Raw genomic sequence first — 13,100 nt, 5'->3', positions numbered from 1 at the left:
GAACACTGCGTTTTGGCTACAGTGGTTGAGTAGCGTGCGGCAGATGGTTACAGTGCAGTTTCCATTCCTGCCGCCGGGCCACAAGCCCATGCGGCCAACGCTGGTCATCATCATGTCGAATACCCATCACGAAACCAGCCGCGGTGTGCTGTACACCATTGGCGCCTTCTTCATCTGGGGGCTGTTTCCGCTGTACTGGAAACCGCTGCACCAGGTGCCCGCCCTGCAGATCATGTGCCACCGCGTGGTGTGGTCGGCGCTGTTCGTCACCTTCATCCTGCTGTGGCAGCGCAACTGGGCGTGGCTGGGCAAGGCGCTGCGCGAACCGCGCCGCGTGGCCATCTTCGCGCTGTCCTCGCTGCTGCTGTCCGGCAACTGGCTGATCTACATCTGGGCGGTAAACGCCGGCCATGTGGTGGAAAGCAGCCTGGGCTACTTCATCAACCCGCTGGTGAACGTGCTGCTGGGGCGCATCTTCCTGCACGAACGGCTGAACCGCGTGCAGACCACCGCCGTGGCGCTGGCCGCCGTCGGCGTGGCGTGGATCACCCTCAATTCCGGCGCACTGCCGTGGATCGCGCTGAGCCTGGCCGGCACCTTCGGCAGCTACGGCCTGCTGCGCAAGAAAGCGCCGCTGCCGTCGCTGGAAGGGCTCGCGCTGGAAACCTATCTGCTCACCCCGCTGGCGCTGGGCCTGCTGCTGTGGTTCCAGTGGCAGGGCAACGGCGCCTTCGGCCACCAGGCATTCGGCAAGGATGCGCTGCTGATGGGCGCCGGCGTGGTGACTGCCGTACCGCTGCTGATGTTCGCCAGCGGCGCGCGCCGCCTCAAGCTCGCCACCGTCGGCCTGATCCAGTACCTGGCGCCTACCCTGGTGCTGGCGCTGGGCGTGTGGCTGTACGGCGAGCCGTTCGACCAGGCGCATGCCATCGGCTTCGCGCTGATCTGGCTGGCGCTGGCGCTGTACTCCGGCCACGGCCTGCTGAGCTACTGGAAGGAACGCCAGCTGCAGCGTGCGTAAGCAGCAACAGCAAGCGGATCATGCGGCCAACCTGGCAACGGGTTGGCCGCATTGTTTTTGACCGCCTGCATCACACAGTGTTCAGCCGGCAGTGCTTGCCGCCGCCCGATACCGGCAGTAGCGTTACAGGCTGTGAGGAGGGGGACCGAGATGAGCATCGAATTCGATACCGACAAGCAGCGGCTGGACCGCGACATGGTGTACCGCTACCTGAGCGGCGAATCCTACTGGGCGCGCGGCCTGCCGCGCGACATCTTCGAACGCTCGCTGGACGGTGCGCTGTGCATCGGCGGCTACGACGAACACGGCCAGCAGGTAGCCTTCGCGCGGGTGATCAGCGACTACGCCACCTTCGCCTACCTGGGCGATGTGTTCGTACTGGACAGCGTACGCGGCCAGGGCGTGGGCAAGGCGCTGATGGGCTATATCCAGGCCCACCCGCAGCTGCAGAACCTGCGCCGCTTCATGCTGGCCACCGCCGACGCCCACGGCCTGTACGCGCAGTACGGCTTTGCCGAACTGAGTGCGCCGGAACGCATCATGGAAAAGGTGGAACCGGACATCTACCAGCGTCTGGCCGCCCAGGGCAAACCGGCATGACGCACAAGACCTTCTGGGACGACCCGTACCAGAGCGAACTCGCCACCCGCGTCGCCAGCGTGGATGGCAACCGCATCACGCTGCAGGCAACCATCTTCTACGCCGAAAGCGGCGGCCAGGAGAGCGACAGCGGCAGCATTGCCGGCCAGCCGGTGTTGCAGGCGGAAAAGCATGGCCATGACATCGTCTACACCCTGGCCGATGGCCACGGCCTGTACGCTGGCGACGCGGTAAACGTGCGCATCGACTGGCCGCGCCGCTACCGGCTGATGCGGCTGCACTTCGCCGCCGAGCTGACGCTGGAAACCATCTACCGCGACTTCGACGGCGTGGAAAAAATCGGCGCCCACATCGGCGAACACAAGGCGCGCATCGACTTTGCGCTGCCACAGCCGATCACCCCGCACCTGGCCGCCATCACAGCCAGGGTGCAGGCGCTGATCGACGCCGACTCTGCCATCATCAGCGCGTTTTCCGATACCGCCAGCGAGCGCCGCTACTGGGAAGTACCCGACTACTGCCGCGTACCCTGCGGCGGCACCCACCTGCAGCGCACCGGCGAGGTTGGCCGCATCGCGCTGAAACGCAAAAACGTGGGCAAGGGCAAGGAGCGGGTGGAGATTACCCTGCTGGACGAGCCCCCGGCTGACAGCTGATCAAGCCCGGTGCGGTGCCGGCCGCTGGCTGCTCCACTGCACCGCCAGCACGCTGCCCAACACCAGCAGCAAGCCGCACAGCGCCCAGCCGCCCAGCGACTGTCCCAGCAGCAGCCAGCCCAGCAGCACCGCGCACAACGGGCTGAGCAGGCCCAGCGACGACACCGCCACCGGCGGCAGCCGCGCCACGCCGCGGAACCACAACGCGTAGGCCAGCAGCGCACCGGCCAGCGACAGATAGCCGTAACCCAGCCATTGCCGTGCAGCCAGCACCGGCAGCGGCGGATCCAGCAACCAGGCCAGCGGCGCCAGCAACACACCGCCCAGCAGCAGTTGCCAGCCGGTCAGCGCCAGCACCGGCAGGCTGCTGCCCCAGCGGCGGGTAAGGTAGGTACCGCTGGCCATGCAGCCGGCGCCGGCCAGGGCGGCCAGCACACCGGGGCCGTCCCAGTGCGCTGCCGACGACAACAACAACAGGGCCATGCCCGCCATGCCGCCGCAGGCGGCCAGCAGGGCCAGGCGCCGTGGCGGCTGCCGCTCCGCCAGCCACAGCAATGCCATGATCAGCAGCGGCTGGCAGGCGCCGATCACCGCGGCGATGCCGCCGGGCAGCCGGTAGGCCGCCACGAACAGCAGCGCCTGGAACACACCGATGTTCAGCGCCGACAGCAGCCATAGCCGCCACCATTCGCCGGGGCGCGGCCGGGTGCGGGTCCAGGCCAGCAGCAGCAGGCCCGCCGGCAATACCCGCAGCAGCGCGGCGGTGAATGGCCGTTCCGGCGGCAGCAGTTCGGTGGTGACAATGTAGGTGGAGCCCCAGATCGCGGGCGCCAGTGCGGTAACGGCGACATCGCGCCAGAAGCGGGTGGTAGCCATCTCAATTACCTTGAATTCAAGATATAATTCACGCTATCGCAGAATCATCTTGAATTCAAGACAAATTACGAGGAACAGGCATGGACAGCACTGCCACTCCCGGCGACGCCGTCGCCGCCATCCTGCAGCAATGGCAGCGCGAGCGGCCGGATCTGGATGCCAGCCCGATGGGCATCATCGGCCGCCTGGGCCGCTGCACCGCGCTGCTGCGCGGCCGGCTGGACGAAACCTTCGCCCGCTTCGGCCTCAGCAGCTGGGAATTCGACGTGCTGGCCACCCTGCGCCGCGCCGGCAGCCCCTACTGCCTGGCACCCACCGCGCTGTTCCGCACGCTGATGATCACCTCCGGCACCATGACCCGCCAGCTGCAGCAGCTGGAAGGCCGCGGCCTGATCGGCCGCCTGCCCAACCCGGACGATGCCCGCAGCCAGCTGGTGCAGCTCAGCGCCGCCGGCCTGGCACTGATCGACGAGGCGGTAGCCGCACACGTGGCCAACGAACACGCCATCCTGGCGCCGCTGGCGGCGGCGGAACGCGCGCAGCTGGAACAGGGGCTGATCCGCCTGCTGGCACTACTGGAAACCCCGGGAGACTGAATATGCAGTTCTACGACCTGGCGGCACTGGGTGCCGCCACCTGCTGGGCACTCAGCTCCATCATCGGTGCCACGCCGTCGCGGCAGCTGGGCTCCTTCGGCTTCACCCGCATCCGCCTGAGCCTGCTCACCGTGCTGCTGGGCGGCATTGCACTGGCCGGCGGCGGCTGGCAGATGCTCAGCGCCAGCCAGCTGGCACTGCTGGCCGCCTCCGGCCTTACCGGCATCTTCCTCGGCGACACGCTGATGTTCGCAGCCATGAACCGCATCGGCCCGCGCCGCACCGGCCTGCTGTTCGCCACCCATTCGGTGTTCTCGGTAAGCCTGGGCGTGCTGCTGCTCAGCGAAAGGCTGAGCCTGGCGGCGGCGGCCGGCAGCCTGCTGGTGTTCGCCGGCGTGCTGTGCGCCATCGCCTTCGGCCGCCGCGACAGCCAGCAACACCACTGGGAAAACACCCACGGCCTCAAGCTGGGCGTGGCCCTGGCGCTGACCGCCGCTCTATGCCAGGCGCTGGGCACCTTTCTTGCCAAGCCGGTGATGGCCGCCGGCATCGACCCGATTGCCGCCAACGGCCTGCGCATCGCCGTCAGCTGCGCGGCGCACTGGCTGCTGTGGGCCAGCGGCAACCGCCACGCGCGGCTGCAAAGCCCGCTGGCGCCGCGGCTGTTCGGCCAGACCGTGCTCAACGGCCTGGTCGGCCAGGGCGTGGGCATGACGCTGGTGATGCTGGCACTGAAAGGCGGCAACGTCGCCACCGTGGGCATGCTGTCGGCAATGACCCCGGTGATGATCCTGCCCATGCTGTGGGCGGTAATGGGCCAGCGCCCTCCCACCCTGGCCTGGCTGGGCGCCGCTGCCAGCGTGGCCGGCAGCATGCTGATCGTGCTGCGCTGAGACGGCTTCACATACTTGCGGCCAACCTTTTCCCAAAGGTTGGCCGCATTTTTTTGTCATAAATACAGACTACCCAGTCAGCACTTACCGTATGCTGTACGCCTGCCCGTTTCATTTACTGATGGATATTGCAGGATGAAGACTCTCACCCCGCTAGCTGCATTACTGTCCGCCATACTCTTGCCCACCGCTGCGTACGCCACCCTCGCCACACCTGCCACCCCACCCATCGAACAGATCGCAGCCGAGAAAGGCGATGCCATGGCCCAGTTCCGACTGGGTTACCGCTACGAAACAGGCAATGGAGTGCCGCAGAATTTTGCCGAGGAGGCACGGTGGTATCGCAAAGCCGCTGAGCAAGGTTTGGCCGAGGCGCAGCACAACCTTGCTGTGCTGTACCAGAACGGTCAAGGGGTGACCAAAAATTATGGCGAGGCTCTCGCCTGGTATCGCAAGGCTGCGGTACAGGGCTTTGCCGAAGCACAAAACGCTCTTGGCGTGATGTATATGAACGGCTTGGGTACACAGAAAAATGACGAGGAGGCCGTCACCTGGTTTCGCAAGGCTGTGGCACAGGGCTTTGCCGAAGCACAAAACGCTCTTGGCGTGATGTATATGAACGGCTGGGGTACACAGAAAAATGACGAGGAAGCTGTCACCTGGTTTCGCAAGGCAGCCAGTCAGGGCAATCCTAGTGCGCAGCACAACCTCGGGTTAATGATGCTGGAAGGCAGAGGTTTGGTACAGGATGATGCCGCAGCAGTGACATGGTTCCGCATGGCCGCCGAGCAGGGGATTGCCATCGCCCAGAGTAATCTGGGGGTCCTGTACGAACTCGGGCGAGGAGTACCTCGGGATTACCAGACCGCCCTGAGCTGGTTCCGCAAGGCGGCAGCACAAAATTTGCCAGCGGCACAACTCAGCCTCGGCGCACTGTATCTGGAAGGCAAAGGGGTTACTCAAGATAGTAATGAAGCTTTTGTCTGGTTTCGCAAGGCGGCCGAACAGGGTGATGCGCAATCACAATATAACTTGGGAGCAATGTTGCTAAATGGCATTGGCATAAAACAGGACTACAAAGCTGCCACCCTCTGGTTTTACAAAGCAGCCAAGCAAGGATATGCCAGTGCTCAGTACACCCTGGCATATATGCACGACTCTGGCCGCGGGGGAGCACAAGATGATGTTGAAGCTGCGATGTGGTACCGCAAAGCAGCCGAGCAAGGTCACGCTGCGTCACAAGCCAACTTGGCCCAGAAATATGCATCTGGCGAAGGCGTACCACACAATGATACCGAGGCATTCATGTGGTATCGCAAGGCGGCAGAACAAGGGGAAATCTATGCCCAAGGCAGCCTGGCCAGAATGTATGAACGGGGTCAGGGGACAACCATGGATTTTGGTGCTGCTGCCTACTGGTATCAAAAGGCAATTGATGGCGGAAACCCTATCGCTGAAATCTATTTCAAATCGCTTTTCGAGAACGATTATGGCCTGAGCAAGGACGAGATCCTGGCAGCGGAAAAATACCGCCAGGCGGCAGTGCAGGGCGATGCGGTGGCCCAGCGTCTGATCGGTTTGATGCACGACGCCGGCAAGGGCATGCCGCAGAGCACCGACCAGGCGGCCTTCTGGTACCGCAAGGCCGCCGAGCAGGGTGACAGCATCGCCCAGTATTACCTTGGCGTGATGTACGCCAATGGCTGGGGCGTGCTGCGCGATTTGCAGCTGGCACGCCAGTGGTACGCCAGATCCGCAGCTCAGGGCGACGCCCGCGCCCAGAACGCGCTGGCGGAGATGTACGACAACGGGCGTGGTGTGCCCATTGATACTGCACTTGCGGTTGAGTGGTACCGCAAAGCCGTAGCGCAGGGCTTGCCGCAAGCACAGTTGAATCTTGGCCGGATGTACGAGTGGGGCTGGAGCGTAGACAAGGATATGGAACAGGCAATTGCCCTGTATCGGCAGGCAGCCGAACAGGGGCTGCCCGATGCCCAATTCAAACTGGGCCTGCTTTATCAGGACGGTTCCGGCGTAGCAAAGGATGAGTCGCAAGCGCAAAGCTGGTTCCGCAAGGCTGCAGAACAAGGGCATTCCCAAGCAAAAATCAAATTGAAATAAGTTTGTCGCCCTGGCTCCAGGCACTGCAGCCATATCCGCTACACAACACCGGCCACCGCACTGCCATTGTGTCACCAACGGCAACAATTCCTTTACCGGCAGCGTGTTTATTCACTTGCCGGCGCATCGCACAATGCCGTATCCCCACTTATCGACCGAGATCCGCCATGAGCACCAGCAGCCTGCCACCCGCCATCGAAGACGCCGCTTCCGGCCTGATCTACCGCGCCCTGCCACGGGCGAGCCGGCAGCCGGCCAAAGTGCTGTTGCTGCTGCTGCATGGCGTGGGTGGCAACGAGCTGAATCTTGCCGGCCTGCAGCCGCTGCTGGACGAGCGGGTGCAGCTGGTGTTGCTGCGCGCGCCATTGACCTTCGGGCCGCAGCAGTATGGCTGGTTCCAGGTGAGTTTCGGGCCGAACGGCCCGCGTATCGATGCGCAGCAGGCCGAGCGCAGCCGCCAGCAATTGCTGCAGCTGTGTGCCAGCCTGCAGCAGCAGTACGGCATCGATGCCGCACATACCGTGCTGGCCGGCTTCAGCCAGGGCGGCATCATGAGTGCCGGCGTGGCACTGACCGCGCCGCAGCAGGTGGCCGGCTTCGGCCTGCTCAGCGGGCGCATCCTGCCGGAAATTGCGCCCATCATCGGCGAACCGGCAGACTTGGCGCAGCTATCTGCCTTCATCGGCCACGGCGAGCTGGACGACAAGCTGCCGATTGCCTGGGCCGAGCGCGCCACCGCCTGGCTGAGCGACCTTGGCGTGCCGCACCAGCTGCAGCGCTACCCCGGCGGACACCAGCTCAGCACCGAGATGGCGCACGATTTTGCCGCCTGGCTGGTGGCAGGTAGCTGGCTGGCGGATTAACTCAGCAGATTCATCAGCCAGTCCGGGTGCAGCATCCAGCCGGCAAAACCGGCTACGCCGAATACCATGCCGAAGGCGGCAAAGCCCCAGGCCACCAGTAGCGGCAGCCACATTTCCACCAGCGCCGCCACCGCCGCACAGGCGATGGCGATGGAAATCGCCGCATCGCTGAGGTCGAACTGGTCGTCGTGGAAATTCAGCCGGTTGTATTCCGCCTCGCGGTCCTTGGCCTTGGCGGCAGTGGCCGGAATCGCCTGGTTGTAGGCGGCGATCTTCTGCTGCAGTTCGCTGCGCTGGCGAGCCAGCGGCGCAGTCAGCGCCGGGTTGGCCGCAGCGGCGATATCCAGCTGCTGCAGCGTGCTTTCGGCCAGCGATTTCTTGATGCTGCGGCTCTGGTATTCCGACCACAGATCGACCGCGTCCGACTTGGCCAGCTGCATGGCCTGCACCAGGTTGTCGTCCTTGATCTTGGCGATGCCCATGAATACCGACAGCAGCACCACCGTCATCGCCACCGCGGTGTTGATCCGCCGCTGGCGGCCTTCCACGCTCAGTTCCACTTCCATTGCCCGTTCCTCGCCATTGTTTCGATAACGACAAGTATCCGGCGGCGGCGCGCCGGCTGTTGCAACCAAACGTAGCAAGCCAGCAAAGCAAACGGCCAGGCAAGCGCCTGGCCGTGGTCACAAGACAGCACCAGCGCTACTGGTTGGCGCGCACCCAGCGGTGCCACTGCGCAAACAGCGCGGTATCCAGCGCGGCAATGGCGGAACGTTTCCACACCGTGTCCGCCCAGTAATCGTCGGTGTTGAGGCTGGCGATGCGCCCGCCGGCTTCTTCCAGGATCACCGCGCCGGCGGCGTAGTCCCACAGCCGCTGCCCGCCATGCAGGTACAGGTCATAGCGGCCGGCGGCCAGGAAGCACCAGTCCAGGGTGCTGGAGCCCATGCTGCGCTGGCTGCCGAACGGCGCCACGCTGCCCATGCGCGCGGCCAGCTTGCCGGAACGCAGGTATTTGATTTCCACCGCGGCAATGGCGTCGCCCATGCTGTTGGCCATGGATTTCAGCGGCAGGCGCTGGCCATTGAGAAAGGCGCCGTGGCCGCGGCGGGCGTAGAACATTTCGTCGGATACCGGGTTGTAGATCACCCCCAACTCGCTGCGGCCATTGATCATCAGCGCCACGGAAATGGCGAAGTAAGGCAGGCCGTTGACGAAGTTGGTGGTGCCGTCGATCGGGTCCACCACCCACAGGCCATCCGGGTTGGCCGCCCATAGTGCGTCCTGTTCCTCGATGGTCATTTCCTCGCCCAGCACCGGGTGCGGCAGGATGCGCGGCAGCTGTTGCTGCAGGGCGCTCTGGCAGGCGAGATCCGCTTCGGTAAACAGCGAGCCGTCCTCCTTGCGCGTCTTGCCCACGCGCAGGAACCGCGGCATCACCTCGCTTCGGGCTACCGCGCGTACGACCTTGATCACCTCATCGACTACCTGCAAAGCCTTCTCCCGCTGTGGTGGTGTGGTGCCGCGGCGGATAGCCGCGGCAGCGCTGACGGCCCGGGTGCGGACCTTGCTGCACGCCATGGTTGTTGCAACTGCAGCAAAACACGCAAAATACCGCCATCGACAGTTACGGGCAACACGCAATGCCAAGGTTTTTCATCGACGCTGTGTTGACCACGGCAGAACAGTACGCGCTCCCTGACAGTGTAGTGCGTCATATCCAGGTACTGCGCCTGCGTGAAGGCGATGCCATCACCCTGTTCAACGGCCGCGGCGGCGAGTGGCAGGCGGTGCTTGGCAGCATTGCCAAGCGCGAGGCCAGCTGCGCCATCACCGCTTTTGACGATGTCAGCCGCGAATCGCCGGTATGGCTGGGGCTGGCACAGGCTATCTCCAGCGGCGACCGCATGGAATTCACCCTGCAGAAGGGGGTGGAAATGGGCGTCAGCGCCTTCCAGCCGCTGGCTACCGAGCGCAGCATCGTCAAGCTGGCCGGCGATCGCGCCGACAAGCGCGTGCAGCGCTGGCAGGAAATCGTGATTGCCGCCTGCGAGCAGAGCGGGCGCAATGTCATTCCGCAGGTATTGCCCATTCTCACCCTCAAGCAATGGTTGGCCGCATTGCCGCCGGCCGCTGCCCATCTGCTGCTGTCGCCACTGGGCACGCGGCGGCTGGCCGATATCGCCAGCCAGCCCGACGCGGCCTGGCTGCTGGCCGGGCCGGAAGGCGGACTGTCCGCCGGCGAGGAAGCCGCAGCGATTGCCGCCGGCTGCACGCCGCTGAAGCTGGGCCCGCGCATCCTGCGCACCGAGACCGCGGCACTGGCGGCGGTGGGTGCCATGCAGACGGTGTGGGGCGACTACAGCGTGTGAAGCACACTGGCGCTTCAAAACATTTGTCATAAATGACGAATGTATAGAAAATACCCCCATCAGCCATTGGGGGATTTACAAATGCGTTTTCAGGGCAGATTGCACAACTGGCAGCCACAGCGCGGCTTCGGCATGGTTACGCCCAATGGCGGCGGCGAACCGGCCCTGGTCCATCAGCCTGACTTCCAGCGCCTGCACCACCCGCCACGCAATGGCGATCTGTTGAGCTACAACGTGAGTCGTGATCCACAAGGGCGCCTGAACGCCCACGCCATACGCCAGCTGAGCGTCCGTCACCGCCTCAGCACCCGGCCGGCGCTGCCGGTGCGCCGGCCGCGCAGCAGCGCTGTTCCGCTGCTGCTGTTCGCCGTGCTGCTGGCCGGCGCCATCCTGCTGCACTACGTGCCGGTCGGCGTGGCCGGCCTCTACCTGTTCTTCAGCCTGCTCACCTATGTCGTGTACGCCCGCGACAAGCGCGCTGCCCAGCTGCGGCGCTGGCGTACCCGCGAAAGCACCCTGCACCTGCTGTCGCTGCTCGGCGGCTGGCCCGGAGCCTGGCTGGCGCAACGGCGGCTGCGCCACAAGAGCAGCAAGCTGGCGTTCCAGTTCTGGTACCGCGGCAGCATTGCGGCCAACCTTGGCCTGCTGGTCTGGCTGCACAGCGGCGTAGGCGGCTGAGCGCCGCTATACAGCCCCGGGCAGCGTCTGCGTCAGCAGTGCCTGCCCGTCCCCGGCCTGCAAGCGCGCCCAGGCGCCGTTGAGCAGGCACCACTGCGGCGGCACATGGCCGATATCGGCATCCACCACCACCGGGCAGCCCAGCCCGTCCAGCGTCTGCCGCACCGCATCGTGGTAATGCAGCGCATCGCTGCCAGCGGGTTCCACCGCGCCGCTGCGGCCCAACACCAGCCCGGCCAGATCATCGAACACCCCGGCCAGGCGCATGCCGGTCAGCGCGCGCGCCAGCTCGCACGGCGCCAGTTCGCAGTTTTCCAGATACAGGATGGCCGGCTGGCGCTTGAAAGCGCGCAGATCGAAATAGCGGGTGCCCACCAGTCGCGACAGTACATCCAGACAGCCTCCCACCAGCCTGCCCTCCATTACGGCGCTGCCGCCGCCCAGCACGCGCACGCCGCTGTCGCGGCTTACCCCGGGGTCGCCAAACGGCCAGAAGCGCGGGAAGGCCGCTTGCTGCGGCGGCAAACCGTATTGCCAGCTATGCCACAGCGCCTGCTGCTCCTGCTGCCGCTCGGTATCTCCCAGGTCGAACAGATTGGGCGCGTGCAGCGTGGCCCAGCCAGACAGCAGCGTCAGCGGCACCGCCAGGGTGGAAACATCGGAAAAACCGCACAGCCATTTCGGCGGCAGCGTCGCCAGGCGGGCAAAGTCGATGCCGGACAGCAGCTGTATCGCCAGCTCGCCACCCCAGGGCGGCAGGATGGCGCGGATGTCCGGGTCGTACAGGAAGCGCTGCAGATCCGCCAGCCGCTCGGCAACGCTGCCGCTGGCATCCTGTCGCTGCCGGCGCAGGGTAGCGCCTTCCAGCACCTGGTAACCGGCTGCGCGCAGGCAGTGCAGGGCGGCATCCAGCCCGCCCTGCATCACCTCGGGCACGCCGGAGGACACCGCGCACACCGCGATACGGTCGCCGGGCTGCAAGGGCGCAGGGAAACGTATCTGCATGACGCCTCCTGTGGATAAGGTTGGCCGCAAGGGCCACTGCCGGCAGTACCCGCAAAAAACACTGCCGCTGCCATGTCGCCGCTTGCCAGCCAGCAAGGCTGTGGATAGCTGGTCAGCGCCGCTTATCCACAGCCGTCTGCCGATTCAGCGCGGTTTTGCCTGTGCGGCCAGCCGGTGCAGTTCGATCAGCTTGGCGTATTTGATATAGCTGTTGAAGCAGCCGATGCTGATGTGCACCAGCCCCGGCAGACCATCGCGAAAGCCCTGCCGCAGCAGGTAGAACTTCACGAAGCGCAGCAGCGGGCTGAACAGCAGCTTGCCCACGCCCACTTTCTTGCCGCGCTGATACAGCGTTTCCGCCTGCAGCGTGGTGTAACGGTTCTGCTTGCCAAGATAGAGCGCGATGTCCTCGCCGGATTCGTGCATCAGGTCGCCACGCAAGGTGCCGACTTCTCCCTGGCTGTGCACGTATTCATGCACCAGGTCGTCCGACCAGCGGGCGCGGCGGCGATCAAACAATCGCAGGCTGTAATCAGGATAGCCCTCGCCGAATTTCAGGAAGCGCCCCATGAATTTGTTGCTGCGCGCGAAGCGCCAGGCGCCGCAGGCAGCCAGCTGCTGTGGATTGTTCAGCAAGCCATTGATTTCACTAACCAGTTTTTCCGACAGCCACTCGTCGGCATCCAGGCACAGCACCCAGTCATGGCTGGCCTGGCTGACCGCAAACTGCTTCTGCGGGCCGAATCCCAGCCAGTCCTGGTGGATAACTCGGGCCTTATAGGCAGAAGCTATCGCAGTGGTGTTGTCGCTGCTGCCGGAATCCACCACCACGATCTCGTCGGCAAAGGCACAGCTTTGCAGACATTTTTCCAGTAATGCAGCAGCGTTTTTGGTGATCAGTACCACGCTTAGCGGTTCAGACATGGTTTCTAAGATGTCCAATTTTTAAAAAGAAGAGGGCAGATGAAGGTACAGCCTTGCTGTGGATAAGCCTGTTTTCCTGAATATTTTCAGCTGTTTATGTGCTTTGCCAGCATGTGGTTGCCAGGCAGGATCAGCGGTGCAGCAGTTGTGGATAATTCTGGCGATATTCTGCAGCGCCGTGTTTTCCACAGGCTGACGCCACACTGTTCCACCGGGGCTGTGCAGTACTGTTTTTGCCGGCACAGTCTGCTGCTCATCCTGTTGTTCCCTGTTTTCCCGTATTTATATTGAAGATAAAGATAAAGGCGGCAAAAAATGTGGATAACAGTCAAAAACATTGACCTGACAGTAACTTAGTCTGTTGATGGCCGTTGGATTACTACTACCGGCAGCCTCGTGACCAGTTGTGGACAAATCCGGCCGTCCTTATCCACAAGCGCTTATCCACAAACGGTGCCGGGCGATTTTACTTGGTTAACCACAGGCCCGCTCGTA

At 64.1% G+C, this 13,100-nt stretch carries 14 protein-coding genes; 9 read left to right on the top strand and 5 right to left on the bottom strand.

Annotated elements, in window-relative coordinates; all coding sequences use genetic code 11:
* The first annotated feature begins 112 nt into the window (after positions 1-112).
* The 3 genes from rarD (at position 113) to PSELUDRAFT_RS05445 (ending at position 2,277) form a co-directional block, all read left to right on the top strand.
* On the top strand, positions 113-1,021 hold the full coding sequence (rarD, locus tag PSELUDRAFT_RS05455) for an EamA family transporter RarD (RefSeq protein ID WP_088968396.1): 909 nt from the start codon (positions 113-115) through the stop codon (positions 1,019-1,021).
* 150 nt (positions 1,022-1,171) lie between these two features.
* Positions 1,172-1,621: a GNAT family N-acetyltransferase gene (locus PSELUDRAFT_RS05450; RefSeq protein WP_088965879.1), complete on the top strand. Its 450-nt coding sequence runs from the start codon at positions 1,172-1,174 to the stop codon at positions 1,619-1,621.
* A complete protein-coding gene (locus tag PSELUDRAFT_RS05445) occupies positions 1,618-2,277 on the top strand; it encodes an alanyl-tRNA editing protein (RefSeq protein ID WP_088965878.1) in 660 nt (219 codons plus the stop codon). The genes PSELUDRAFT_RS05450 and PSELUDRAFT_RS05445 overlap by 4 nt, the downstream gene beginning before the upstream one ends.
* On the opposite strand, the gene PSELUDRAFT_RS05440 is transcribed toward PSELUDRAFT_RS05445, so the two are convergent.
* Positions 2,278-3,153, bottom strand: coding sequence for an EamA family transporter (locus PSELUDRAFT_RS05440; protein ID WP_088965877.1), 876 nt, complete (start codon positions 3,151-3,153; stop codon positions 2,278-2,280).
* Between the two features lie 80 nt (positions 3,154-3,233).
* On the opposite strand from PSELUDRAFT_RS05440, the gene PSELUDRAFT_RS05435 reads away from it, so the two are divergent.
* The 4 genes from PSELUDRAFT_RS05435 (at position 3,234) to PSELUDRAFT_RS05420 (ending at position 7,626) form a co-directional block, all read left to right on the top strand.
* Positions 3,234-3,749 (top strand): MarR family winged helix-turn-helix transcriptional regulator, encoded by a 516-nt coding sequence (locus PSELUDRAFT_RS05435; protein ID WP_088965876.1) that lies wholly within the window; start codon positions 3,234-3,236, stop codon positions 3,747-3,749.
* Between the two features lie 2 nt (positions 3,750-3,751).
* Positions 3,752-4,642: a DMT family transporter gene (locus tag PSELUDRAFT_RS05430; RefSeq protein WP_088965875.1), complete on the top strand. Its 891-nt coding sequence runs from the start codon at positions 3,752-3,754 to the stop codon at positions 4,640-4,642.
* A gap of 135 nt (positions 4,643-4,777) precedes the next feature.
* Entirely contained in the window at positions 4,778-6,763 is a 1,986-nt protein-coding gene (locus PSELUDRAFT_RS05425; RefSeq protein WP_088965874.1) for a tetratricopeptide repeat protein, read from the top strand.
* Positions 6,764-6,930: 167 nt separating this feature from the next.
* On the top strand, positions 6,931-7,626 hold the full coding sequence (locus PSELUDRAFT_RS05420) for an alpha/beta hydrolase (RefSeq protein WP_088965873.1): 696 nt from the start codon (positions 6,931-6,933) through the stop codon (positions 7,624-7,626).
* Here PSELUDRAFT_RS05420 and PSELUDRAFT_RS05415 read toward each other — a convergent pair.
* Positions 7,623-8,192, bottom strand: coding sequence for a DUF4337 domain-containing protein (locus PSELUDRAFT_RS05415; protein WP_088965872.1), 570 nt, complete (start codon positions 8,190-8,192; stop codon positions 7,623-7,625). The two genes, PSELUDRAFT_RS05420 and PSELUDRAFT_RS05415, sit on opposite strands and share 4 nt — an antisense overlap.
* 136 nt (positions 8,193-8,328) lie before the next feature.
* A complete protein-coding gene (locus PSELUDRAFT_RS05410) occupies positions 8,329-9,102 on the bottom strand; it encodes an inositol monophosphatase family protein (RefSeq protein ID WP_179947591.1) in 774 nt (257 codons plus the stop codon).
* Between the two features lie 167 nt (positions 9,103-9,269).
* On the opposite strand from PSELUDRAFT_RS05410, the gene PSELUDRAFT_RS05405 reads away from it, so the two are divergent.
* Positions 9,270-9,998 (top strand): 16S rRNA (uracil(1498)-N(3))-methyltransferase, encoded by a 729-nt coding sequence (locus PSELUDRAFT_RS05405; protein WP_088968394.1) that lies wholly within the window; start codon positions 9,270-9,272, stop codon positions 9,996-9,998.
* A 132-nt stretch (positions 9,999-10,130) separates the two neighbouring features.
* Positions 10,131-10,676, top strand: a complete 546-nt coding sequence (locus PSELUDRAFT_RS05400; protein WP_162291240.1) for a DUF1294 domain-containing protein — start codon at positions 10,131-10,133, stop codon at positions 10,674-10,676.
* A gap of 6 nt (positions 10,677-10,682) precedes the next feature.
* On the opposite strand, the gene PSELUDRAFT_RS05395 is transcribed toward PSELUDRAFT_RS05400, so the two are convergent.
* Together PSELUDRAFT_RS05395 and PSELUDRAFT_RS05390 are read right to left on the bottom strand one after the other, a co-directional pair.
* Positions 10,683-11,681, bottom strand: coding sequence for a S66 peptidase family protein (locus PSELUDRAFT_RS05395; RefSeq protein ID WP_088965870.1), 999 nt, complete (start codon positions 11,679-11,681; stop codon positions 10,683-10,685).
* A 144-nt stretch (positions 11,682-11,825) separates the two neighbouring features.
* Entirely contained in the window at positions 11,826-12,605 is a 780-nt protein-coding gene (locus PSELUDRAFT_RS05390; RefSeq protein WP_088965869.1) for a glycosyltransferase family 2 protein, read from the bottom strand.
* Between the last annotated feature and the right edge of the window lie 495 nt (positions 12,606-13,100).

The sequence above is a fragment of the Vogesella sp. LIG4 genome, from assembly GCF_900090205.1.
In the GTDB taxonomy this organism is placed as follows: Bacteria; Pseudomonadota; Gammaproteobacteria; order Burkholderiales; family Chromobacteriaceae; genus Vogesella.
The sequence above is the reverse complement of the archived record's forward strand: the minus strand, read 5'-3'. Positions and strand labels throughout refer to the sequence as shown.

Excerpts from the sequence above, each read along its gene's own strand:
- rarD (WP_088968396.1), top strand. The coding sequence starts at position 113 with ATGTCGAATACCCATCACGAAACCAGCCGCGGTGTGCTGTACACCATT.
- PSELUDRAFT_RS05450 (WP_088965879.1), top strand. The coding sequence starts at position 1,172 with ATGAGCATCGAATTCGATACCGACAAGCAGCGGCTGGACCGCGACATG.
- PSELUDRAFT_RS05445 (WP_088965878.1), top strand. The coding sequence starts at position 1,618 with ATGACGCACAAGACCTTCTGGGACGACCCGTACCAGAGCGAACTCGCC.
- PSELUDRAFT_RS05440 (WP_088965877.1), bottom strand. The coding sequence starts at position 3,153 with ATGGCTACCACCCGCTTCTGGCGCGATGTCGCCGTTACCGCACTGGCG.
- PSELUDRAFT_RS05435 (WP_088965876.1), top strand. The coding sequence starts at position 3,234 with ATGGACAGCACTGCCACTCCCGGCGACGCCGTCGCCGCCATCCTGCAG.
- PSELUDRAFT_RS05430 (WP_088965875.1), top strand. The coding sequence starts at position 3,752 with ATGCAGTTCTACGACCTGGCGGCACTGGGTGCCGCCACCTGCTGGGCA.
- PSELUDRAFT_RS05425 (WP_088965874.1), top strand. The coding sequence starts at position 4,778 with ATGAAGACTCTCACCCCGCTAGCTGCATTACTGTCCGCCATACTCTTG.
- PSELUDRAFT_RS05420 (WP_088965873.1), top strand. The coding sequence starts at position 6,931 with ATGAGCACCAGCAGCCTGCCACCCGCCATCGAAGACGCCGCTTCCGGC.
- PSELUDRAFT_RS05415 (WP_088965872.1), bottom strand. The coding sequence starts at position 8,192 with ATGGAAGTGGAACTGAGCGTGGAAGGCCGCCAGCGGCGGATCAACACC.
- PSELUDRAFT_RS05405 (WP_088968394.1), top strand. The coding sequence starts at position 9,270 with ATGCCAAGGTTTTTCATCGACGCTGTGTTGACCACGGCAGAACAGTAC.
- PSELUDRAFT_RS05400 (WP_162291240.1), top strand. The coding sequence starts at position 10,131 with ATGGTTACGCCCAATGGCGGCGGCGAACCGGCCCTGGTCCATCAGCCT.
- PSELUDRAFT_RS05395 (WP_088965870.1), bottom strand. The coding sequence starts at position 11,681 with ATGCAGATACGTTTCCCTGCGCCCTTGCAGCCCGGCGACCGTATCGCG.
- PSELUDRAFT_RS05390 (WP_088965869.1), bottom strand. The coding sequence starts at position 12,605 with ATGTCTGAACCGCTAAGCGTGGTACTGATCACCAAAAACGCTGCTGCA.